The sequence below is a fragment of the Micromonospora sp. NPDC005367 genome (assembly GCF_040606825.1).
GTDB lineage: Bacteria > Actinomycetota > Actinomycetes > Mycobacteriales > Micromonosporaceae > Micromonospora.
Genome location: NZ_JBEXFP010000059.1, coordinates 16662 through 39852 on the forward strand (window position 1 = coordinate 16662; position 23191 = coordinate 39852).

Sequence of the window (23191 nt, forward strand, 5' to 3'; positions counted from 1 at the left end):
GAGGCAGCTATGGCTTCGGTGATCGTCAGCGGCGCGCGGACCCCGATGGGGCGCCTGCTGGGCAACCTCAAGGACCTCCCGGCCACGAAGCTCGGCGGGATCGCCATCAAGGCGGCCCTGGAGCGGGGCGGCGTCAGCCCCGACCAGGTGCAGTACGTGATCATGGGGCAGGTGCTCCAGGCCGGCGCTGGTCAGATCCCGGCCCGGCAGGCGGCGGTCGAGGCGGGCATCCCGATGTCCGTGCCGGCGCTGACCATCAACAAGGTCTGCCTCTCCGGTCTGGACGCGATCGCCCTGGCCGATCAGCTCATCCGGGCGGGTGAGTTCGACATCGTCGTCGCCGGCGGCATGGAGTCGATGACGAACGCTCCGCACCTGCTGATGGGTCAGCGGGTCGGCTACAAGTACGGCGACGTGGTGATCAAGGACCACATGGCGCACGACGGCCTCAGCGACGCCTGGGACTGCTGCTCCATGGGGGAGTCCACCGAGCGGCTCGGCGTCAAGCTCGGCATCACCCGCGAGGAACAGGACGCCTTCGCCGCGGCGAGCCACCAGAAGGCCGCCGCCGCGCAGAAGAACGGGCACTTCTCCGACGAGATCACCCCGGTGGTCATCCCGCAGCGCAAGGGCGACCCGGTGGTGATCAGCGAGGACGAGGGCATCCGCCCGGACACCACGGTCGAGTCGCTGGCGAAGCTGCGCCCCGCCTTCGCCAAGGACGGCACCATCACCGCCGGCAGTTCGTCGCCGATCTCCGACGGCGCGGCCGCGGTGATCGTGATGAGCAAGGCCAAGGCGAAGGAGTTGGGGCTGACCTGGATCGCGGAGGTCGGCGCGCACGGCAACGTCGCCGGTCCGGACAACTCCCTGCACTCGCAGCCGTCGAACGCCATCCGCCACGCGCTGCGCAAGGCCGGGCTGACCGTCGCCGACCTCGACCTCATCGAGATCAACGAGGCCTTCGCCCAGGTCGGCGTCCAGTCCGTCCGCGACCTCGGGATCAGCCCGGCGAAGGTCAACGTCAACGGCGGCGCGATCGCGCTCGGCCACCCGATCGGCATGTCCGGCGCCCGCCTGGTCCTCACCCTCGCCCTGGAGCTGCACCGGCGTGGCGGTGGCACCGGCGCGGCGGCGCTCTGCGGCGGCGGTGGTCAGGGCGACGCGCTGATCATCCACGTCCCGGCCCGAGGTGAGAGCGGTCAGTGAGCAAGATGAGCGGCCGGGTCTGCGGGCCCACGCTCGCCGAACGAAAGTAGCCCCGTGAGCGGAACCATCGAGAACGCCCCGGCCGCGGCCACCGCTTCGGTGCGTCGCAGCCGGGACGTGCCCATGCTGGTCGAGCGGGCCCGCGCGGGTGACCACCGCGCGGTGGCTCGCCTGATCACGCTGGTGGAGAACGGCGACGACCTGCTGCGCGACGTCGCGGCGGCGCTCGCCCCGTACGCCGGCCAGGCCCAGGTGGTGGGGCTGACCGGGTCGCCCGGCGTGGGCAAGTCCACCACCACCAACGAGTTGGTGCGGGCGCTGCGCGCGCGGGGGCACCGGGTCGGCGTACTGGCGGTCGACCCGTCCAGCCCGTTCACCGGCGGGGCGATCCTGGGTGACCGGGTCCGGATGCAGGACCACGCCACCGATCCCGGTGTCTACATCCGCTCGATGTCCAGCCGCGGTCACCTGGGCGGGCTGGCCGCGGCCACCCCCCAGGCGGTGCGGGTGCTGGAGGGCGCCGGCTGCGACGTGGTGCTGGTGGAGACGGTCGGGGTCGGGCAGGCCGAGGTGGAGGTCGCCTCGTTGGCCGACACCACGCTGGTGCTGCTCGCCCCCGGTATGGGTGACGCGATCCAGGCGGTGAAGGCCGGCATCCTGGAGATCGCCGACGTCTTCGTGGTGAACAAGGCCGACCGGGACGGCGCCGACGCGACGTACCGCGACATCCAGGGCATGATCGCGCTCGGCGAGCGCGCCGCGGGGCAGTGGCGGCCGTTGGTGACGCGCGCGATCGCCGCGCGGGGCGAGGGAATCGACGACATCGCCGCGGCGATCGACAAGCACCGGAACTGGCTGGTCGAGCACGGCGAGCTGCGCCGCCGGCAGGAGGCGCGGGCCGCCGCCGAGGTCGAGGCGATCGCGCTCGGCGTGCTCCGCGACCGGATCGGCTCGCTCCGCGACGGTACGGAGTTGCCCGCGCTCGCCGGCAAGGTCGCCGAGGGCACGGTCGACCCGTACACGGCCGCCGACGAGTTGCTCGCCCAGCTCGCTCCCTGACCCGGAACTCGACGACCTTTCGCGCGGCGAGCAGACCTCACCCGTCCCGGACGCCCGTCCCGGACGTTCGGGACGGCAGCGTGACGGTTCGACGCCTGCCCGTTCGGGTGCGGCCACCCACCCGCGCGATCGCGCGGCCGCAGTCCGTCGCATGCCCGGACACGAAAACCGCTCCGTTTTAGTAGGCTCGCAGCGCGCGACCGGGAGTGAGGATTCCGCGGAGCGGGCCGACGAGTTGGTCGGTCCACAGTGCGCCCGAACCAGGGGAGAAGTGATCATGACGGACGCGGTGGAGAACGCCGGTGGAGTGCAGCCCGCTGCGGACGCGGCCCGGGGCGCCACGTCGGTCTCCGACGAGGTCGTGGAGAAGATCGCCGCAGCCGCCGCTCGTTCGGTGCCCGGTGTCGCCGATCTCGGCGGTGACGTGGCCCGGTTCTTCAACAACGTGCTGGACAGGGTCGGCCTGGACGAGGTGGGTGACGCCCGCCGCGGCGTCTCGGCCGATGTGAAGGGCACCTCGGCGGTCATCAACGTGGTCCTGGTGATCGACTCCGGGCAGGTCGTGGCCGACGTGACCGAGACGGTACGAGCCGCGGTGATCGAAGCGGTCGAGAAGTACGGCCTGACGGTCACCCAGGTCAACGTCACGGTGGACGACATCGAGCTCAACCAGCCGGGAGTGGCCGGCGCCTGAACCGGGCGTGGACCCGAAGGCCGCAAGGCTGCCGGGCCGCCTGGTTACCGGCTGGTTCGGGGCGACTTAGCGATCGTTCAGGCATGACCTCTAGACTCGATGTGCAGTCGAGGACCCGAGGAGGAGCCGCGGATGAACGCCGACGAGATCGCTGCTGGCCGCGCACGCTGGCAGGCCCGGTACGACGCCGCGCGCAAGCGGGACGCCGACTTCACCACTCTCTCCGGGATGAGCGTCGACCCGGTCTACGGACCGCCGGAGGGCGCTGACCACCCGGGCTTCGAGCGGATCGGTTGGCCGGGCGAGTACCCGTACACCCGGGGCCTGTATCCGACCGGCTACCGCGGGCGGACCTGGACCATCCGCCAGTTCGCCGGCTTCGGCAACGCCCGGCAGACCAACGAGCGCTACAAGATGATCCTCGGCGCCGGCGGCGGTGGCCTCTCGGTCGCCTTCGACATGCCGACCCTGATGGGCCGCGACTCGGACGACCCGCAGGCGCTCGGCGAGGTCGGCCACTGTGGCGTGGCCATCGACACCGCCACCGACATGCAGGCGCTCTTCGACGGCATCGACCTGGCCGGCGTCACCACCTCGATGACCATCTCCGGCCCCGCCGTGCCGGTGTTCTGCATGTACCTGGTAGCCGCGGAGCGGCAGGGCGCCGACCTGTCCACGCTGGACGGCACCCTGCAGACCGACATCTTCAAGGAGTACATCGCACAGAAGGAGTGGCTCTTCGACCCGGAGCCGCACCTGCGCCTGATCGGCGACCTCATGGAGTACTGCGCCCGGGAGATCCCGCGCTACAAGCCGCTCTCGGTCTCCGGCTACCACATCCGTGAGGCCGGGTCGACCGCCGCGCAGGAGCTGGCGTACACGCTCGCCGACGGCTTCGGCTACGTCGAGCTGGGACTCTCCCGTGGGCTGGACGTCAACGTCTTCGCCCCGGGGCTGAGCTTCTTCTTCGACTCGCACGTCGACTTCTTCGAGGAGATCGCCAAGTTCCGCGCCGCCCGCCGCATCTGGGCCCGCTGGCTGCGCGACGTGTACGGAGCCACCAGCGAAAAGGCCCTCTGGCTGCGGTTCCACACCCAGACCGCCGGGGTGTCGCTGACCGCCCAGCAGCCGGTGAACAACGTGGTACGCACCGCCGTCGAGGCCCTCGCCGCCGTGCTCGGCGGCACGAACTCGCTGCACACCAACGCGCTGGACGAGACGCTCGCCCTGCCCACCGACGAGTCGGCGGAGATCGCGCTGCGTACCCAGCAGGTGCTGATGGAGGAGACCGGGGTCACCAACGTGGCGGACCCGCTCGGCGGCTCCTGGTACGTCGAGGCGCTCACCGACAAGATCGAGGCCGAGGCGGAGGAGATCTTCGCCCGGATCCGCCAGCTCGGCGGTGAGGGTCCGCACCAGATCGGTCCGATGACCTCCGGCATCCTGCGCGGCATCGAGGACGGCTGGTTCACCAGCCACATCGCCGAGGCCGCGTTCGTCTACCAGCAGGCGCTGGAGAAGGGCGAGAAGCGGATCGTCGGGGTCAACTGCCACACCAACACGGTCGCCAAGGACCTGGAGATCCTGCGCATCTCGCACGAGGTCGAGCTGGAGCAGCGCCGGGTGCTGGCCGAGCGGAAGGTGGCCCGGGACGACGCCGCGGTGAAGGCCGCGGTGAGCCGAATGGTCGAGATCAGCCGGACCGGGGAGAACATGATCCCGGCGATGCTCGACGCGGTCCGGGCCGAGGCGACGCTCGGGGAGATCTGCGACGCGCTGCGGGCGGAGTGGGGCACCTACCGCGAACCCGCCCGCTTCTGACCCGCCCGGCGGACCACATCTTCACCCGCACCGCGCCGCGCTCCGCGCGGCGCGGTGCCTGCTGTGCCGTACGGGCGGGATGAGCAGGGTGAGAACTGCAACTGTCGCCGTCGCGGTTGATCTGAGTTCGGCGACGTCCGTGCCAAACTAGATAACCATGAGCGACCCACGGATGACCTCGTCGATCTTCACTCGCGGCGCGGTCGACCTCAGTGCCCTCCGCGCCCCCACCCCCACCTCCACGCCGGCCCAGGCCGGTCCGCCTGCCGGCGCGCCCGGTGGCGCCGTCGGCGGCGTCACCGTCATCGACGTGACGGAGGCGACATTCCAGTCCGAGGTGCTGGAGCGCTCGCTCAACACACCAGTGGTGATCGACTTCTGGGCCGAGTGGTGCGAGCCGTGCAAGCAGCTCTCGCCGGTGCTGGAACGGCTCGCGGCCGAGGGCGGCGGAGCCTGGGTGCTCGCCAAGATCGACGTGGACGCCAACCCGCGCCTCGCCCAGATGTTCCGGGTGCAGGGCATCCCGATGGTCTACGCCGTCGTCGGCGGTCAGCCGGTCGACGCCTTCTCCGGCGTGGTGCCGGAGGCACAGCTGAAGCAGTGGATCCAGTCGGTGCTCAAGGCCGGTGGCGTGGCGCTCACCGAGCCGGCCGACCCCCGTCTGGACGAGGCCGACGACGCCCTGATGGCCGGCGACCTGGACGCCGCCGAGCAGGCGTACCGCAAGATCCTCGCGGACGCCCCGGCGGACGCCGCGGCCGAGGCCGGCTTGGCCCAGGTGGGCCTGGCCCGCCGGGTTGCCGGCGCCGACCCGCAGAGCGCGCTCGCCGCCGCGGCGAACCCCGACGACGTCGACGCGCAGCTGCTCGCCGCCGACATCGAGGTGCTCAGCGGGCTGGCCGAGCAGGCATACAAGCGCCTGGTGGACACGGTCCGCCGCACCGCCGGCGACGACCGGGAGAAGGTACGCCAGCACCTGATCGGCCTCTTCACCATCGCTGGTCCGGACGACCCGGCGGTCGCCTCCGCCCGGCGGGCCCTGGCCAGCGCCCTGTTTTGAGCAGCGAAACGGTTCCGAGCACGTAGCAGACCAGTGCGGGCCGGCAGACCGGCCGGCCCGCCCGACCGCCGAGGACGGGAGCCCATGATGCGCCGAATCGCCGTCCTCGACGCACCGACGAACCTGGGTCTACGCCCGCCCACGCCCAGCTCGGTCCCGGGCTGCACCAAGGCGCCGGGCGCGTTACGCGACCAGGGCCTGCTGGCCCGGCTACGGGCGCGGGACGCCGGTCACCTCACCCCACCCCGGTACGACCCGGGTGACTGGCGTCCCGGTGACGGCGTCTGCCACGCCCGGGAGATCTCCGCGTACTCGGTGGCGCTCGCCGACCGGATCGGCGCGATCATCGATCGCAGTGAGTTCCCTCTGGTGCTGGGGGGCGACTGCTCCGTGCTGCTGGGCTCCGCGCTGGCCATGCACCGTCTCGGTGAGGCGGTCGGCGGGCGGATCGGGCTGGTCTTCGTCGACGGTCACTCGGACTTCCGGCACCCCGGCAACGCCTCGTACGTCGGTGCCGCCGCCGGCGAGGACCTCGCTCTCGTCACCGGCCGGGGACAGGCCGATCTGGCCGCCATCGAGGGGCGCCGGCCGTACTTCCGCGACATCGACGTGGTGGTGCTGGGCATCCGTGCGCAGGACGAGTACCGTCTCGACCTCCAGGCCGCCGGGATCCTGACCCGACCCGTGCCGGCGCTGCGTGCCGAGGGTGCCGCGCGGACCGCCCAGTGGGCGCACGAGCAGCTCGCCGAGTGCGCCGGCTACTGGGTGCACATCGACGTGGACGTGCTCGACCCTGCCGTGATGCCGGCGGTCGACGCGCCCGACCCCGGCGGGATCGCCTTCGCGGAACTGGAGATCCTGCTCGCCGGTCTGGTGGACACCCCGCACTGCCTGGGTGTGGAGCTGACCGTCTTCGATCCCGACTACGACGCTGACGGCGCGTACGCCGCCGAGATCGTGAACACCGTCGTGGCCGGGCTCACCCCGGTGACCTCTCCGGGAGCCGTGCCGCCCCGGCTGCTCCCCGGCCCGACGGACGCGCCGGCCCCCGCCCCGCGCCGGGGCAACGGAAGGCCGGCAGTCGACGGGACGAGGGCTTCGGCCGCTCAGGGCACGGTCTCGTCGGCGGGCAGGTCGGCCGGCCCGGTGCCGCCCGGCCCCCTGTCGGCCGACCCGGTGTCCGGGGGGCCGGTGTCGGCCGTTCCCGGGCCGCCCGCGTCGGCGGCCGACTCCGCCTGATCCGCACAGCTGGTTGATCGACTCGGTCTACCGCGAAGTCGGGGTATCCGGCTGAGCGGGACACCCCGACTTCCTTGAAGCCGAGTCGATCAAGCGAGCGCAGCCTCGACATCGGCCGGCCCGAGGCGGGTCGTCAGCGCGGTAGGGCGCGGAGGAAGCGTTCGGCGATCGGCACGGCGGAGGCGGTGCTGGCCCCGCCCTTCTCGACGAAGACGGCGAAGGCGACGTCCCCCTGCCAGCCGACGAACCAGGCGTGGGTGTGCGCCGGGTTGTTGTCGTACTCGGCGGTGCCGGTCTTGCCGTACACCGGCTGCCCCGGCACGTCCTTGAGCGTGCTGCCGGTGCCGCTGGTGACCACCTCACGCATCATGGCCCGTACCGCCTGCGCCGACTCGGCCTTCAGCGGCTGCCCGGCGGCGGCCGGTTCGGCGGGGGCCGGGTCCAGCAGCAGCTTCGGCTGCTCGAAGTGGCCCCGGGCGACGGCCGCGGTGGCGGCCGCCATGGCGAGTGGGCTGACCAGCGTGGTCCCCTGGCCGAAGGCGGCGGCGGCCTGCTCGGCCGGAGACCCGTTCGCCGACACCTTGCCGGTGAACGCGTCGACGCCGAGATCCCACCGCCCCTCCAGGCCGAGCGAGCGGCCGGCGACGGCCAGACCGTCGCCGCCCAGCTTCGGCGCCAACGCCGCGAACGCGGTGTTGCAGGACTTCGCGAAGTCGGTGCGGAAGGGCACCGCGCCCAACGCGAAGTTGTCCGAGTTCTTGAACGACCGGCCGTCCACGGTGAACGTCTTGTCGCAGGCGACGGTCGTGTCCGGCGTGACCGCCCCCCGGTCCAGCAGGCCGAGGGCACTGACCATCTTGAACGTCGAGCCGGGCGGGACCTGCGCGTCGAAGGCGAGGTTCTCCCCGGCCGGACCAGGGCCGTTCGCCGCCGCGAGCACCGCGCCGTCGCTGATCCGGACGGCCACCAGGGCGGAGCGCCGCTTCTCCGCGCGCAGCGCGTCGTCGGCCGCGTTCTGCACGGCCACGTCGAGCGTCGTCTTCAGCGGCCGGCCCGGCTGCGGATCACGGTGGAACACCTCGGTGCCGGTCGGTACCAGCGTGCCGTCCTCGCCCGGACGCTTGATGACCACCGTGAGGCCGGGCAGCCCACGCAGCTGATCGTCGTACCGGCTCTGCAACCCGCCGTGGCCGACGAGGTCGCCGGCCAGGTACTTCTCGGGGTGGGCGGTCAGGTCGTCGGCCTGCGCGGGGTCCACCGAGCCGAGCAGCGCCCGGGCGAACTCCCGGGTGGGCGCGAGGTCCACCTTGTCGGACCGGAACTTCGTGCCGGGCAGGTCGTAGATGCGTGGCTTGATCTGTCGGTACGCCTCGTCCCGCAGCGTCACCACCTCGACGAACGCGCCGCCGTCGGCCTCCGCGAGGCGCTTGGGCAGGTCCGACAGGTCGACGGCCGGCACGATCGCCGGCCGGATCGCCCGGAACGCGGCGTCGAGCTTCCCGACGAGCCCCGGCACGTCGCTGACCTGGTTGGGCTGCACACCGACCCGCATGATCGGACGCGGCTCCACGATCGGCCGACCGGCGGCGTCCAGCACGCCGGCGCGCGGGCCGGCGTCCCGCCGCAGCCCGAGCCGGTCACCCCTGGTGAGCTGCTCCTGCACGACCTTCGGCTCCCAGATCACCTGCCACTGGCCGTCGTCGGCGTGGGTCAGCCGCACCTGGCGGTCGTACGCCCAGCGGGTGTCGCCCGGCAGCGGCCACTCGATCCGGAACCCGGCGGTGGCGGTGTCGGCGGTGATCTTCGCGTCGCCCTGCCGGTGCAAGGTCGGCGGCGTGGCCGCCAGCTCGCCGGAGAGCGCCTTGATGTCCTTGAGCACCTCGTCCGCCGGGACCTTGGCGCCGGTGGCGTCCACGAAGCCGACCGCCTGCAGGTTGCCGGAGCGCCAGCCGGACAGGAACGCCTCCACGGTGCGCTCCGGGCCGTCCTCGCCCGAGCACGCGGTGAGCGCGCCGGCGGCGAGCAGGGTCGCGGTGACCGCGACGAGATGGCGGTTGGGACGGGTGCGGCCACGATGGCGCGGGTACGACAGACGCATGCAGCAGGCCCTCCGCAGTCGGGTTGCCTCACCGTAGTACGCGTGCGGCGTCCTCACTGTCCGGGTGAGCTGCGACGTGGTGAAAGACGGCGCGTGGGCGGTGTGATGAACATCGCGCGACGGGGTACTCGGCAGGCGGCGAACCTCGGACCCGCCAGGGGCGCATGAACAAAGTCCCGATTCGGACGTCCGGCACGTGGTCCGCCCGCGAAGGAGCGGACCGGTAGGGCCTAGGCTGGGCGGCAGAGTGACCCACAATGCGGTGGGTCGTCGAGGGGAGTGGCACCGATGGACCGGCGTCCGGCGATCAAACCGGAACCCGACCTCCGGCCGAACGACAGTGGCCGGAACGACGACAGCTTCGATTCGGCGACCGACGGAGACGGTTACGGCCGGCTCGACACGGGCGTCACCGGGTTGACCGGCTCGAGCATCGACACCATCTACGAACTCGGCCTGCCGACGGAGGCGTTGGCCGAGGACGTGGAGGACGCCGAGCTCGACGAACCCGTACCCAACGTCGAGCGCCTGGTGGCCCAGGCGGTCGCGCTCGCCGGGGACGACCAGGACGCGGCGACCCTGGTCAGCCGTTTCTGGCGATTCGCCCCGGACGAGGAGCTGATCGGCTTCACCGCCGAGGAGATGCTCGACGCGGCCCGCGCGCACCGGGACCTGGCTCAGCAGCGGGTGCCCGGCGAGCTGAAGCTGCGCATCCACGAGCCCGACGCCGACCAGCACCACACCGTGGTCGAAATCGTCGCGGACGACATGCCCTTCCTCGTCGACTCGGTGACGGCGCTGCTCAACTCGCACCATCTCGACGTACATCTGCTGGTCCACCCGTTGGTGGTGGTGCGCCGGGAGCCGCTCGGCCGGCTGGCCGAGGTGGCCGCGGACGTCGAACCGGACGACGCGATCGCCGGTGACCTGGTGGAAAGCTGGATGCGGATCGAGATAGATCCGGTCCGTGACGCCGCCGAGCGGGATCGGATCGGCCGGGAGTTGCAGCGGGTCCTCACCGACGTCCGTGAGGCGGTGGAGGACTGGCCCAAGATGCGCCAGCGCGCCCTGTCGCTCGCCGACGAGTTGGCCGCCGCCCGGACCAGCGACAACCGGCCTCCGGTGCCGGAGAAGGACATCACGGACTCGGTCGAGCTGCTGCGTTGGCTCGCCCATGATCACTTCACGTTCCTCGGCTACCGCGAGTACCGGCTGGTCGAGACCCCGCAGGGTGGCCAGGCGCTGGAAGCGGTGCTCGGCACCGGGCTCGGCATCATGCGGCAGGACGCGCCGGAGGCGCGGGCGCTGTCGTCGATGACGCCCGAAGCCCACGAGAAGGTGCTGGAGAAGCGCCTGCTGATCATCACGAAGGCCAACTCGCGGGCCACCGTGCACCGCTCGGCCTACCTGGACTACATCGGTTTCAAGGTGTTCGACGAGGCGGGCGAGGTCATCGGGGAGCGGCGCTTCCTGGGCCTGTTCTCGACCGCCGCGTACCGCACCAGCGTCCGCGAGCTGCCGGTGGTGCGCCGCAAGGTCGCCGAGGTGCTGGAACGCTCCGGCCTCAGCCGGCGCAGCCACTCCGGCAAGGACCTGCTCCAGATCCTGGAGACCTACCCGCGCGACGAGCTCTTCCAGATTAAGACCGACGACCTCTACCACGCGGTGATCGGTGTCCTGCGCATGGCCGGGCGTCGCCAGCTGCGGGTGTTCCTGCGCAAGGACGCGTACGGGCGGTTCATCTCCTGCCTGATCTACCTGCCGCGGGACCGGTTCACCACGCAGAACCGACTGCGCATGCAGGACATCCTGCTGCGCGAGCTGAACGGCGTCGGGGTGGACTACACCACCCGGGTCACCGAGTCCATGCTCGCCCGGGTGCACTTCATCGTCCGCACCGACCCGACGAACCCGCCCGGCGACATCGACGCCGACCTGCTCGCCGAGGAGCTGGCCGACGCGACCCGGCTCTGGGACGACGACTACCGGCTGGTGCTCGAACGCAAGCTCGGCGACGAGCAGGCCAAGCATCTCTTCGCCCGGTACGCCGACGCGTTCCCGGAGGGCTACAAGGACGGGCACACGCCGTACGAGGCGATGAAGGACCTGGCCAAGCTGGAGTTGCTGGAGGAGCCCGGCCAGCTGGAGATGCACCTGTTCCGCAAGCAGTCCGCCCCCCGGCTGGGCGCGCGGGCGACCGACGCGGACCAGGACGAGCCGATGGACGTACGGTTCAAGGTCTACCGGTACGGCGAGCCGATGATGCTCTCCGCCGTGCTGCCGGTGCTGCACTCGCTCGGCGTCCGCGTGATCGACGAGCACCCGTACGAGGTGGACCGGATCGACGGCCGGATCTGGCTGTACGACTTCGGGTTGCAACTGCCCGAGGCGCACCAGGAACTTGCCGAGGTACGCCCGCACGTGGAGAACGCCTTCGCGGCGGCGTGGCGGGGCGAGGCCGAGGTCGACCGCTTCAACGAGCTGGTGCTGCGCGCCGGGTTGACCTGGCGGCAGGTGGTGGTGCTCCGCGCCTACGCGAAGTACCTGCGGCAGGCCGGCACGGTCTTCTCACAGGACTACATGGAGCAGACCTTCATCGCGTACCCGCAGATCGCCGAGCTGTTGGTGCAGCTCTTCGAGGCCCGCTTCGCGCCCGGTGACACGGACACCGAGCAGCGGCAGCGGAGCAGTGCCGAACTGGTGGAGAAGATCCGCGCGGCGCTGGACGAGGTGGCCAGCCTCGACCAGGACCGGATCCTGCGCTCGTACCTGACGCTGATCCAGGCGACCCTGCGTACCAGCTTCTACCAGCGGCGCTCCGACGGGCGTCCCAAGCTGTACGTGGCCTTCAAGCTCGACCCGCAGGCCATTCCGGACCTGCCGGCGCCCCGGCCGAAGTTCGAGATCTTCGTGTACTCGCCCCGGTTCGAGGGCGTCCACCTCCGCTTCGGGCCGGTGGCCCGTGGTGGTCTGCGCTGGTCGGACCGGCGGGAGGACTTCCGTACCGAGGTGCTGGGCCTGGTCAAGGCGCAGATGGTGAAGAACACCGTCATCGTGCCGGTCGGCGCCAAGGGCGGTTTCGTGCTCAAGCAGAAGCCGGGGGACCGGGACGAGGCGGTCGCCTGCTACAAGGAGTTCGTCTCTGGGCTGCTCGACGTGACGGACAACATCGTCGGCGGGCAGATCGTGCCGCCCGAGGACGTGGTCCGGCACGACGGCGACGACCCGTACATGGTGGTCGCAGCGGACAAGGGCACCGCCACCTTCTCCGACATCGCCAACGAGGTTTCCGCGGCGCACAACTTCTGGCTGGGCGACGCGTTCGCCTCCGGCGGCTCCGCGGGGTACGACCACAAGAAGATGGGCATCACCGCCCGTGGCGCCTGGGAGTCCGTCAAGCGGCACTTCCGGGAGCTGGGGCACGACACCCAGACCGAGGACTTCACGGTGGTCGGCGTCGGTGACATGTCGGGCGATGTGTTCGGAAATGGCATGATTCTCTCCGAGCACATCCGGTTGGTGGCCGCCTTCGACCACCGGCACATCATCCTCGACCCCAATCCGGACGCCGCCACCTCGTACGCCGAGCGGAAGCGGCTGTTCGAGCTGCCCCGGTCGTCTTGGGAGGACTACAACCCGGAGCTGATCTCGCCCGGCGGCGGCATATACCCGCGTACCGCCAAGTCCATCCCGGTCTCGCCGCAGGTCCGGGCCAGTCTCGGCCTGGACGACGACGTGGACCAGATCTCGCCGCAGGAGCTCATGCAGGCGATCCTGACCGCGCCGGTGGACCTGCTGTGGAACGGCGGTATCGGCACCTACGTCAAGGCGTCCAGCCAGACGGACGCGGAGGTGGGCGACAAGTCCAACGACGCGATCCGGGTGGACGGCAAGAGCCTGCGCTGCCGGGTCGTCGGTGAGGGCGGCAACCTGGGCTTCACCCAGCTCGGCCGGATCGAGTACGCCCTGACCGGCGGTCGCATCTACACCGACTTCATCGACAACGCGGCCGGGGTGGACACCTCCGACCACGAGGTGAACATCAAGATCCTGCTCAACACCGCGGTCGCCGACGGCGAACTGAGTACGGCGGAGCGGGACGAGCTGCTCGCCGGGATGACCGACGAGGTCAGAGAGTTGGTGCTGCGGGACAACTACGACCAGGCCCGGGCGATCAACAATGCCCAGGCGCAGGCCGCGTCGCTGCTCCCGGTGCACCGGCGGATGATCAATGAGCTGGAGCGCTCCGGCGGGCTCGACCGGGCGCTCGAGGCGATGCCGCCGGACGAGGATCTCGCCGTCCGGGTCGAGTCGGGGCTGACCGCGCCGGAGTTCGCGGTGTTGCTCGCGTACGTCAAGATCGTCCTTGAGCGGGACATCCTGGCTGATGGGCTGGCCGACGAGGAGTGGACGACCGACGTCCTGGTCAACTACTTCCCGACTCCGATGCGGGAGCGTTTCGCCGACCGGATGGCCCGGCACCGGCTCCGCCGGGAGATCGTCACCACGGTCCTGGTGAACGAGTCGATCAACCGGGGCGGCATCTCGTTCGTGTTCCGGGTGATGGAGGAGACGGCGGCCTCCCCGGCCGACGTGATCCGGGCGTACGTGGTGGTCCGCGAGGTGTTCGGGCTGGGTGAGCTGTGGGACGCGGTCGAGGCCCTGGACAACAAGGTCTCGCCGGAGCTACAGACCAGCGTCTACCTGGACACCCGCCGGCTGCTCGACCGGGCGGTCCGGTGGTTGGTGACCAACCGTCGCTCGCCGATCGATGTGCCGGCAGAGATCCGCCGGCTTCGCGACGGCGTGGCCCGGCTGCTGCCCGGGCTCGAGGACCTCTTCTACGGCAGCGAGCGGGAGGCCATCACGGCCCACATCGACTCGATGACCGAGCGGGGTCTGCCGCGCGAGCTCGCCGAGCAGGCGACCCGGCTGATGTACAGCTTCGGCCTGCTGGACGTGGTGGAGACGGCGGCGAACCGGGGACGGGACGTCGGCGAGGTGGCACCGGTTTACTTCGTGCTCTCCGACCTCTTCCGGGTGGACGCGCTGCTGTCGAAGATCTCCCTGCTGCCGCGCGAGGACCGGTGGCAGACGCTCGCCCGGATGGCGCTGCGCTACGACCTGTACGCCGCGCTGGCCGCGCTCACCGCGGAGGTGCTCGACTCCACGCCCGACGACATGTCGCCGCAGGAGCGGGTCCAACGGTGGGAGAAGTCGAACTCGACCTCCATCCACCGGACCCGGCGGGCGATGGGCGAGTTCGACGAGTCGCGCGCGGATCTCGCCGCGCTGTCGGTGCTGCTGCGTCAGATCCGTACCCTGGTGCGGACCTCCGCCGCGGCCTGACCGACGCCGGACGCGGTCCGGCGGGTCGGGATTCCCCGACCCGCCGGACCGCGCCGTTTTCTCAGCTGACCAGGCTGGCAAAGACGATCACGTTGTTCAGGTAGCTACGTGCCGTCTCGTCGAACTGGCCACCGCAGGTGACCACCCGCAAGCCGGGTTCCTCACTCGGCCCGTAGACCGACTCGGTGGGGAACTCGTCCTTCGGGTACGACTTGACCGAGTCGACCCGGAAGGTGGCCGGCTTGCCGTCCGACCGGTTGACCGTGACGGTGTCACCCGGTTGCAGGGCTCCCAGGTCGAAGAAGACCGCCGGGCCGATCTTGGCCGAGTCCACGTGGCCGACGATTACCGCGTTGCCGACCTCACCGGGGCTCGGTCCCGGCTCGTACCAGCCCGCCAGTTCGGCCTGGTCCAGTGGAGGCACCTCGACCGTCCCGTCGGGATTGGTCCCGAGCGACATGATCTTCGCGTCCACCCCGATCCGGGGGATGTCGATGGTGGTGGGCGTGGCGCGTGGAAGCCCGGTCGGCGCCGCGCCCCCCGCCTGCGCCGACTGGTCCCCCTCGGCCGGCTGGTCCGCCTCGGCGATCTGGCTGGACTCGGGGGCGGTCTGGGCCTGGGCCTGGGGCTGGGGCGGACGGGGCGCGGGCGTGGTCTTCAGGGCGGCACCGATCATGCCCGCGCCGACCACTGCGATCAGGGCGACAACGGCGGTGCCGGCGGCACGCCACGGTTTCCCGTGACGGCCGCCGGCCCGTGTCGCCGTCGCGTCAGGCGACCGACTCATCGGTCCGCCGACGACGCATCAGCACGATCCCGCCCAGCGCGGCAGCGCCGAGCAGGCTGGCGCCACCCGCCGCCAGGTTCATGTCGGTGCCGCCGGTCATGCCGCCGTCACCGCCGTCGACCCCGCCGTGCGGCAGGACGACCAGCTCGCCTTCGCCGCAGGAGCCCTTCAGCTCGTAGCGGCCCGGCTTGGCGTCCTTGTCCACCTTGGCCTCGCCGTAGTAGACGAAGTCACGCTTGTGCTCCCAGCTGTCCTCGCGGCCGTAGTCGCCGGACTCTTCGCCCATGCGGCCGTGGTCGCCGGACTCTTCGCCGTTCCAGCTGTCCTCGCGGCTGTAGTCGCCGGACTCTTCGCCCATGCGGCCGTGGTCGCCGGACTCTTCGCCGTTCCAGCTGTCCTCGCGGCTGTAGTCGCCGGACTCCTCGCCGTTCCAGCCGTTCTCGTAGTCCTTCTTGTCGCCCTTGTCGCCCTTGTCGCCGTGGTCCCCACGACCCTCAGCGTCCTGGCCGGCCTCGTAGCCGCTCCAGTCCTTGCCGTCCTCGTGCTTGCGGTCCTCGTCCTTCTTGCCGTCCTCGTGCTTGCGGTCTTCGTCCTTCTTGCCGTCCTCGTGCTTGCGGTCTTCGTCCTTCTTGCCGTCCTCGTGCTTGCGGTCGTCGGCGGCCGCGTCCGCGCCGCCCTGGCCACCTGGCTGACCGCTCTCGTAGTTGCCGCCGTTTTCGTTGCGGCCCTCCTGCTCACGGCCGCTGTCGTCCTTGCCGTGTTCGTCCTTGCCCTGTTCGTCCTTGCCCTGCTCGTCCTTGCCGTTCCAGTCCTGGCCGTGTTCGTCCTTGCCCTGCTCGTCCTTGCCCTGCTCGTCCTTGCCCTGCTCGTCCTTGCCCTGCTCGTCCTTGCCGTGTTCGTCCTTGCCCTGCTCGTCCTTGCCCTTGTCGTCCTTGCCGTGTTCGTCCTTGCCGTTGTGGTCCTTGCCCTTGTCGTCCTTGCCGTGTTCGTCCTTGCCGTTGTGGTCCTTGCCCTTGTCGTCCTCGCGGCCCCAGTCGCCGCGGTCCTCGCCGCGGTCCTGCTTCGCGGGCTTGAGGTCGACCTTGCCGGTGACCTTCGACCAGACGAAGGCGTGCTCCTGCTTCTCGGAGCAGATCTCGAGGAGCTTGACCTTCTCGCCGGCCTTCACGGCGTGGGGCTCGGCCAGGACCTTGCCATCCCGGTCCTTGCCGTCGTGGTGTCCGTCGGCGAGGGCGATCCCGGGGGTGAACACGAGGAGGGACGCCCCACCGAGGGCGGCGCCCGCGACGACCTTCCCGAGCATCTTCTTAGCCATGACCTGCGTCACTCCATCCCTGTTGTCCTGAACTCGGTTGCACCCGAGCTGAGACCGACGTTAGACCGTTTCACGACTTATCAAGGGAAAGATTCGTGTTCCTACGTACATAGGAGGTAAGCCCTAAGCGGGTGGTACGCGGCTTTCCGTCCCATCAGCGCCGCTAGGGCTCCTTGCGGGCGTGGTGTCCGGCGTGTGAGGTCACCCCGACAACGAGATGCCGCGGCGGACTACCAGCTCAGGGGGGCGGGGACGGCGCGCGAAGAGGCCCCCACCCGACCGTCCTACGGTCAGATGGGGGCCTCTCCTCGTGGCGGCCGACGGGTCAGGGCACGGTGCGCTCCACGGCGGCCTGGCCCAGCTCGTCGAGGTCCCGGCGGGCACGTTCGAGGTTCTCCGGCGTCAGGTCCTGCCCGCGGGCCATCACCAGGTCCTCCGGATCCCAGGGCTGCTCAACCCCGGTGCGGATGTTGTCCCCGCCCGCGCCGGTTCCGGTGCCGGTGGCTCCGGTGCCCGCCGCGTACGGATCACCGAGCAGATCCTCGGTCGGCGCGCCCCGGTTCGTGGGGTCACCCGGCTGGGCGAAGGCGGGATTGTCCCGGTCGCCACCGCCCCCGGTCCGGAGCTGCGGGACGGTGCTGTCGTCGTCCGCCGCCGCGGCCATCTCCGGGCTTTCCTCCAGCGGCGGTTGGCGGTCACGATCGCTCATGCTGCTGCCCTCCTGTCCCGTGGCCCCTCCCGAACGTTTCCTGATCCGATCGCGTACCCCGTGGGTGGCCTGTCATGCCTGGGGTGTGGCGGGGTGTTCGCGCCGGCTCAGGAACCTTCCGGGTGGGCGGACCCGGCGTCGTCCGGCTGATCGCTCACCCGGTCCCGCTCGGCGGCGGCGGGCGGCTCGGCAGGGCGAACCCACTGCCAGAAGAGCATGAGCAGGCCGAACGCTAGCATCGCGAGGCCGGCCCAGAGGTTGATTCGAACACCCTCCGCCTTGTCGATCTCGGCCTGGCTGTCGAAGACCCCCATCAGGGTGACGACGATCCCGTACACCGCGAAGAGGCCGCCGATCACCCGGCGGATGTCGAACAGGCGCGCGGCGGCCGAGCGGCGCTTCTCCGCTTCGGCCCCGTCGACCAGCGGATCGCGGGCCGGCTCGCTGTGGTTGTCCATCTCGCGAACACGTTTCCTAGAAGACCGGGATGTAGAGGACGACGGCGAGCGCGAGGGCGATCACGCCGAGCAGCACGGGGGAGCGGTACCAGGCGGCGTCCCCGGCCAGCACACCGGCCTTCAGGTCGATGACGCCCGTGCCGTAGGCCAGCCCGCGCAGATCCTCGTCGCGTTTCGGTGCGGTCAGCGGGGTGAGGATCACCGCGACCACGGCCACCGTGACGAACGCGATGCCGGCACCCCAGAAGCTCTCCTCCAGGTCGGAGTTGAACCAAGCCTCTCTTGTGGAGCAGGTAGGTGGCGAGCGCCGCCAGCGTGCCGAGCAGCAGCGACCAGAACCCGGCCAGCGCGCTCATCCGCTTCCAGCACATGCCGATGATGAAGGTGGCGAACAGCGGGGCGTTGAAAAGCGAGAACAGCGCCTGGATGTAGTTCATGATGTTGCTGAAGCCGGCCGCGATGAAGACGGTGCCGATGCCGATCACCACGGCCGCGATCGTCGCGTACCGGCCGATCCGCGGGTAGTAGTCGTCCGGCCGATCGCGACGGACATACGCCTGCCAGATGTCGTCGGTGATGAACACGGTGTTGAATCCGCTCACGTTGGCCGCCATGCCGGCCATGAACGAGGCGAGCAGGCCGGTAACGGCCACTCCCAGCACACCGTTGGGGAGCAGGTCCCGCATCAGCAGCGTGATCGCGTTGTTGTACTGGAGGTCACCGCTCGGCGCGCCCAGACCCTTGACGGGCACCAGGGCGATCAGGCCGGGGACGACGGTGGCGACCGGGATGAGCAGCTTCGGGTACGCGGCGATGATCGGAGTACGCCGGGCCGCGCTCATGTTCTTCGCCGGCAGCGCCCGCTGCACCTCGGCGAAGTTGGTCGTCCAGTAGCCGAACGAGAGCACGAAGCCCAGGCCGAAGACGATGCCGAGCCAGTGCGCCCCGAGGGGGTTCGCCGTCGTGCCGGTGTCCTGCCAGGCATGCAGTCCCGCCTCGCCGAGCTTCGAGTCGCGGACGGCGTCCATCAGCCCGGAGACACCGCCCACCTTCACCAGGCCGATCACGGTGACCGGGATCAGACCGGCCAGGATCACGAAGAACTGGAGCACCTCGTTGTAGATCGCGCCGGAGAGGCCGCCGATGGTGATGTAGGCCAGCACGATCGCGCCGGATGACCCACCGCACACGATGGACGGACCCGGACACGAGGGCGCCCCGGCCGGTGGCCGGGGCGCCCTTCGAGAACGAACGGTCAGCGACCGAGCACGCGGTCCAGGAAGTCCCGGTACCGGCGGACCGCCATCCGCAGCTCCTCCGTGTCCGCGGAGCTGGCCTCCTGCCAGCCGCCCAGGGCGCTCTTCTGCGCCTCCAGCGCCGTGGAGAGCGCCTCGATGGCCTCCTCGACGAGGGCCTCGGCCTCGCCGGCAGCTGCCCGCGGGTCGTCCACGAAGCGCAGTTGGACGTCCCGCCAGCGGTCGCGGAACCCCTGCGCCGTCAGCGAGTCGAAGAGGCTCGCCGGTTCGGCTGCCACGGTGGAGCCGGCCGGTCGGGCGGTTCCCGCCGAGGTGAGGGTGCCGGGTTGACCGGCCGTGGCGGGACCGGCAACTCCGGCCGCCGAGGGGTCCGTCCGGACCGCTCCGGCCGCCGAGGGGTCCGTTCGGACAGCTCCGGACGCGGCGGCCGCAGCGGTGACGGCCGTGCCCCGACGATGCAGTTCGGCGGTCGGATCGGCCCGCAAACCCTCACGATCGCCCTCCTCGGCGCCGTCGCCCGGGCGGGCCGTCTGCTCCTCCCGGGCGTCCGGCTCGTCCTCCGGACGTGGGCTGGCCAGCGCCGACGCGGCGACCGCGCCGGCCACCGTGGGGGCGCCGAACGCGGTCGGCACCGGCCCCGGCTCGTGGAAGCCGCCCTCACCTGAGTCCCGTTCTGCCGTACGGGCGACTCGGGTGTCGTCGTCGGCGTCGGTGCGCCCGGTCCGGTGGCCGTCAGCGGCGACCGACGGGTCGTCGAAGGTGCCCCGGTCGTCCAGCGCGTCCTCCGGCACCTCCGTACGGCCGCCGTTGGGCGACACGGGTACCGGGCTGGACCGGACGGCCTCGGGGTGGTCGTTGCTCACCTGCTGCTTGTCCTGGCGCATCGCGGTGCCTCCTCAACGGTTGGTGGCGTCGTGGGACTGCTCCAGCCGGCGCCCGTCCGGGTCCTTCCCCTCCGGCTCGCGCGACTCCGGGCGGGCTTCCTGCGGTTCACGCGGCTCGGGGTGCGCATCCTCCGGTCGGCGCTGCTCCGGTAGCCGGGGGCGCACCGGCTCCTCGCCGAGCAGGTCGGCGAAGAGCGCGCGGTAGTGCACGACGGCCTGCCGCAGCTCCTCGGTGCCGGTCTCGCCCCGAGTGTTACGCAGGTGGATCTCGTGCGCATCGCGGTAGTGGGCCAGCGTGCGGGCGTGCTCGACGGAGAGATGGGCGATCTGGTCGGAGAAGTCACCGGTGGGGTACCCGCGCTCGGCGATCAGCCGGGTGACCAGTTCGTCCGCCTCCCCGACGGTATCGGCCGGGGAGTCGATGAAGCGGGCCTGGAGTTCCTCCCAGGCGGCGGCGTACCGGGCCCGCGAATCCGGCGAGAGCGGGGTGAGCGACAGCTCCGAGTGCCGGCGTTCCCGATCGCGCAGTTCCCGCTCGGCGGCGGCGCGGCTGTCCCGTTCGCCGACCATCCGGTCGTACTCCGGTCCGAACCGGTTCCGCAGCGAACGGCGGCGGGCCAGTGACCGGGCGGCGACGGCCACCGCCACGACCACCAGTACGGCGATGACGATGACGATTATCTGCGTGAGCGACATGGCTCCTCCTTCGTCACCCGGTATTCCCTCGGCTCAGTGATCGCCAATCCCGATCCGCCGCACTTTTCCTGGGCGATCCGTTCGGCCCCCGCACGCCGGTGGGTGGTCGTTGTGCTGCTTGTCCGGTTTTCGCCTCGACAGGTGATCGGTGCGGCGGGCCCGCAGGGGCCGGGTTGCGTACCGAGGGGCGCCGCACCCGGCCGGAGACAGAAATTTGACTCGTTCCAAGAAGATCGCCGCGGTGGGTTCTCAGGACGTCGCCTGAGTGCGGCCACTGCGGCCACCCCGGGCGGGGGGACCGTCCGGGTGCCGTTCCACATCGGAGCGTTGTGGTGACCGCAACGGGCGGTAGTGCATCTCGCCTTGATTACGTATCCTGCCCAAGGCGCCCGTGCCGGTGCCCGGCGCCGATGCCGGGAGGCTGCCCGGTGAAAGCGCTGCCCGGCCGTCGCCGGCGCTCCTCCTGCCATACCGCCCGGGCGAGGTCCGATGAGAACGCGCGACTGGCCGATCCGCTCGAAGCTGACGGCGCTGGTCGTCGTGCCGGTGACCGCTCTGCTGGCGCTCTGGATCTTCGCGACCACGCTCACCTTCGGACCGGCCCTCGACCTGCTCGCCGCTCGCACGTTCCTCTACGACCTGGGTCGCCCCGGCGAGGCGGTCGTGGCCGAGCTGCAACGGGAGCGCCGACTCACCGTCGTGCAGCTGGCCGGGACCGAGCCGCTCGCCGCGCTCACCGAGCAGCGGGCGCGGACCGACCGGGCGCTCGCCGAGCTGCGCCGCCGGATCGCGGGCGACGAGCTGCGGGACGCCGCCGACGCGTCGCTGCAGGCGCGCATCGATCAGCTGGTCACCGCCCTCGACGCGCTCCCCGCCGGACGGGGTTTCATCGACCAGCGGAAGCTGGACCGGGCCGGCGCATTCGGCCTCTACAACGGAATGATCGCCTCGGCGTTCCAGGCTTTCTCCGCCACCGCGACGCTGCCCGAGCCGGACCTCAACCGGGAGGCGCACGCATTGACCGCGCTCGGCCGGTCCCGGGAACTCCTGGCACAGGCCGACGCCCTGCTGAGCGGGGTGGTGGCCGCGGGACGGTTCGCCGAGGGGGAGCACGCCCGACTGGTACAGATCATCGGCAACCAGCGCTTCCTCGTCGAGGACGCGGTGGCCGACATGCCCGCCGCCGAGCGGACCGCCTACCAGCGCCTCACCGAGCAGGCCGACTTCGCGCGCCTGCGGGCGATGCAGGACAGCCTGGTCACCGCGGACCCCCGGGCCGTGCCCACAGTGGATCCGGGCCGCTGGCAGGACAGCTACGACGAGGTTCAACGGCAGCTGCGGGAGTACGAGCTGGACGCCTCCGACGGGCTCGCCGACCGGTCCGTCCCGACCGCCGTCCGGATCCTCATCCGGCTCGCCGTCGCCGGAGTGCTCGGGCTGGTCGCCGTCGTCGTCTCCGTGCTGGTCGCGGTACGGGTCGGCCGTACGCTGGCCCGCCGGCTCAGCGGCGTACGGACCGCCGCCCTGGAACTCGCCGAACAGCGGTTGCCGGAGGTGGTCACCCGGCTGCGCCGTGGCGAGCAGGTGGACGTCGGCCGCGAAGCGCCCCCCTTGGAGTACGGCGACGACGAGATCGGCCAGGTCGGTCGCGCGTTCAACGAGGTGCAGCGCACCGCGATCCGGGCGGCGGTCGACGAGGTCACTCTGCGGCGAGGGCTCAACGAGGTCTTCCTGAACATCGCCCGGCGCAGTCAGAGCCTGGTGCACCGGCAGCTCGCCCTGCTCGACCGGATGGAGCGGGGCACCGAGGATCCGGACGAGCTGGCCGAGCTGTTCCAGGTGGACCACCTCGCCACCCGGCTGCGCCGGCACGCCGAGGACCTGGTCATCCTGGCCGGTGCCGCCCCCGGCCGGGGCTGGCGCAATCCGGTCGCGGTCGTCGACCTCGTTCGGGGGGCGATCTCCGAGGTCGAGGCGTACGACCGGGTGGACATCGTCGACGTGCAGCCGGCGGGCGTGTTCGGGCGGGCGGTCGGCGACGTGATCCACCTGCTCGCCGAGCTGGTCGAGAACGCCACCGCCTTCTCTCCGCCGGCCACCCGGGTCGCCGTCAACGGTCAACGGGTGGCAGGCGGGTACGCCCTGGAGGTCACCGACCACGGCCTGGGCATGTCCGACGCCGCCCTGGAGGAGGCGAACCGGCGGCTGTCCCGCTCGCCCGAGTTCGACCCGGCCGAGAGTGCCCGGCTCGGGTTGTTCGTGGTGGCGCGGCTGGCCGCGCGGCACGCGGTACGGGTGAACCTGCTCCGGTCGGAGGCGGGCGGGATCACGGCCGTGGTGCTCGTCCCGGCCGACCTGATCACCGACGAGCCGGCCCCGGGCGTGGGGGACGTGGTAGGCCGTGTGCCGGACCGCCGCCGCACCGTCGTGCGGAGCCGGCCGACGCCCCGGCCGCGGGCGGCCGTGAGCCGCCGCCGCGAACCGGCGCCGGATCCGGTCGTGCCGGCCGTCGGGCCCGCCGCCGGGGCGGCGGAGGGTCCTCCGACGCACGAGATCG

The 23191-nt window shown here is 71.3% G+C and carries 16 protein-coding genes; 8 read left to right on the forward strand and 8 right to left on the reverse strand.

The window, feature by feature from the left end:
• Positions 1–9 precede the first annotated feature (9 nt).
• From ABZS42_RS28340 to ABZS42_RS28365, 6 genes are all read left to right on the forward strand, one after another.
• Positions 10–1209 (forward strand): acetyl-CoA C-acetyltransferase, encoded by a 1200-nt coding sequence (locus ABZS42_RS28340; protein WP_355150376.1) that lies wholly within the window; start codon positions 10–12, stop codon positions 1207–1209.
• A gap of 123 nt (positions 1210–1332) precedes the next feature.
• The gene (gene meaB / locus ABZS42_RS28345) at positions 1333–2268 is read left to right on the forward strand and encodes a methylmalonyl Co-A mutase-associated GTPase MeaB (RefSeq protein WP_355150409.1); all 936 of its coding nucleotides are present in this window, start codon (positions 1333–1335) and stop codon (positions 2266–2268) included.
• Positions 2269–2545: 277 nt separating this feature from the next.
• On the forward strand, positions 2546–2962 hold the full coding sequence (locus tag ABZS42_RS28350; protein ID WP_355150378.1) for an Asp23/Gls24 family envelope stress response protein: 417 nt from the start codon (positions 2546–2548) through the stop codon (positions 2960–2962).
• Between the two features lie 132 nt (positions 2963–3094).
• Positions 3095–4783 (forward strand): methylmalonyl-CoA mutase family protein, encoded by a 1689-nt coding sequence (locus ABZS42_RS28355; protein WP_355150380.1) that lies wholly within the window; start codon positions 3095–3097, stop codon positions 4781–4783.
• 157 nt (positions 4784–4940) lie between these two features.
• Positions 4941–5843 (forward strand): tetratricopeptide repeat protein, encoded by a 903-nt coding sequence (locus tag ABZS42_RS28360; RefSeq protein ID WP_355150382.1) that lies wholly within the window; start codon positions 4941–4943, stop codon positions 5841–5843.
• An 84-nt stretch (positions 5844–5927) separates the two neighbouring features.
• A complete protein-coding gene (locus ABZS42_RS28365) occupies positions 5928–7082 on the forward strand; it encodes an arginase family protein (protein ID WP_355150384.1) in 1155 nt (384 codons plus the stop codon).
• A 133-nt stretch (positions 7083–7215) separates the two neighbouring features.
• Here ABZS42_RS28365 and ABZS42_RS28370 read toward each other — a convergent pair whose 3' ends face one another.
• Positions 7216–9180, reverse strand: coding sequence for a penicillin-binding transpeptidase domain-containing protein (locus tag ABZS42_RS28370; RefSeq protein ID WP_355150386.1), 1965 nt, complete (start codon positions 9178–9180; stop codon positions 7216–7218).
• 288 nt (positions 9181–9468) lie between these two features.
• Here ABZS42_RS28370 and ABZS42_RS28375 point away from each other — a divergent pair, with 288 nt between their 5' ends.
• The gene (locus ABZS42_RS28375) at positions 9469–14529 is read left to right on the forward strand and encodes an NAD-glutamate dehydrogenase (RefSeq protein WP_355150388.1); all 5061 of its coding nucleotides are present in this window, start codon (positions 9469–9471) and stop codon (positions 14527–14529) included.
• Positions 14530–14590: 61 nt separating this feature from the next.
• On the opposite strand, the gene ABZS42_RS28380 is transcribed toward ABZS42_RS28375, so the two are convergent.
• The 7 genes from ABZS42_RS28380 to ABZS42_RS28410 all read right to left on the reverse strand — a co-directional run bounded on the left by ABZS42_RS28380 (position 14591) and on the right by ABZS42_RS28410 (position 20634).
• Positions 14591–15316: a class F sortase gene (locus ABZS42_RS28380; RefSeq protein ID WP_355150389.1), complete on the reverse strand. Its 726-nt coding sequence runs from the start codon at positions 15314–15316 to the stop codon at positions 14591–14593.
• Entirely contained in the window at positions 15300–16631 is a 1332-nt protein-coding gene (locus ABZS42_RS28385) for a hypothetical protein (protein ID WP_355150391.1), read from the reverse strand. Before ABZS42_RS28385 ends, ABZS42_RS28380 begins: the two co-directional genes overlap by 17 nt.
• 325 nt (positions 16632–16956) lie before the next feature.
• The gene (locus ABZS42_RS28390; protein ID WP_355150393.1) at positions 16957–17340 is read right to left on the reverse strand and encodes a hypothetical protein; all 384 of its coding nucleotides are present in this window, start codon (positions 17338–17340) and stop codon (positions 16957–16959) included.
• A 107-nt stretch (positions 17341–17447) separates the two neighbouring features.
• The gene (locus ABZS42_RS28395; RefSeq protein ID WP_355150395.1) at positions 17448–17798 is read right to left on the reverse strand and encodes a hypothetical protein; all 351 of its coding nucleotides are present in this window, start codon (positions 17796–17798) and stop codon (positions 17448–17450) included.
• A complete protein-coding gene (locus tag ABZS42_RS28400; RefSeq protein ID WP_355150397.1) occupies positions 17696–18988 on the reverse strand; it encodes a hypothetical protein in 1293 nt (430 codons plus the stop codon). The genes ABZS42_RS28395 and ABZS42_RS28400 overlap by 103 nt, the downstream gene beginning before the upstream one ends.
• A gap of 65 nt (positions 18989–19053) precedes the next feature.
• Positions 19054–19938, reverse strand: coding sequence for a hypothetical protein (locus ABZS42_RS28405; protein ID WP_355150399.1), 885 nt, complete (start codon positions 19936–19938; stop codon positions 19054–19056).
• 12 nt (positions 19939–19950) lie between these two features.
• A complete protein-coding gene (locus ABZS42_RS28410; RefSeq protein ID WP_355150401.1) occupies positions 19951–20634 on the reverse strand; it encodes a hypothetical protein in 684 nt (227 codons plus the stop codon).
• A 489-nt stretch (positions 20635–21123) separates the two neighbouring features.
• On the opposite strand from ABZS42_RS28410, the gene ABZS42_RS28415 reads away from it, so the two are divergent.
• Positions 21124–23191, forward strand: a 2068-nt coding sequence (locus ABZS42_RS28415; protein WP_355150403.1) for a nitrate- and nitrite sensing domain-containing protein, incomplete at its 3' end; no start/stop codon positions are given.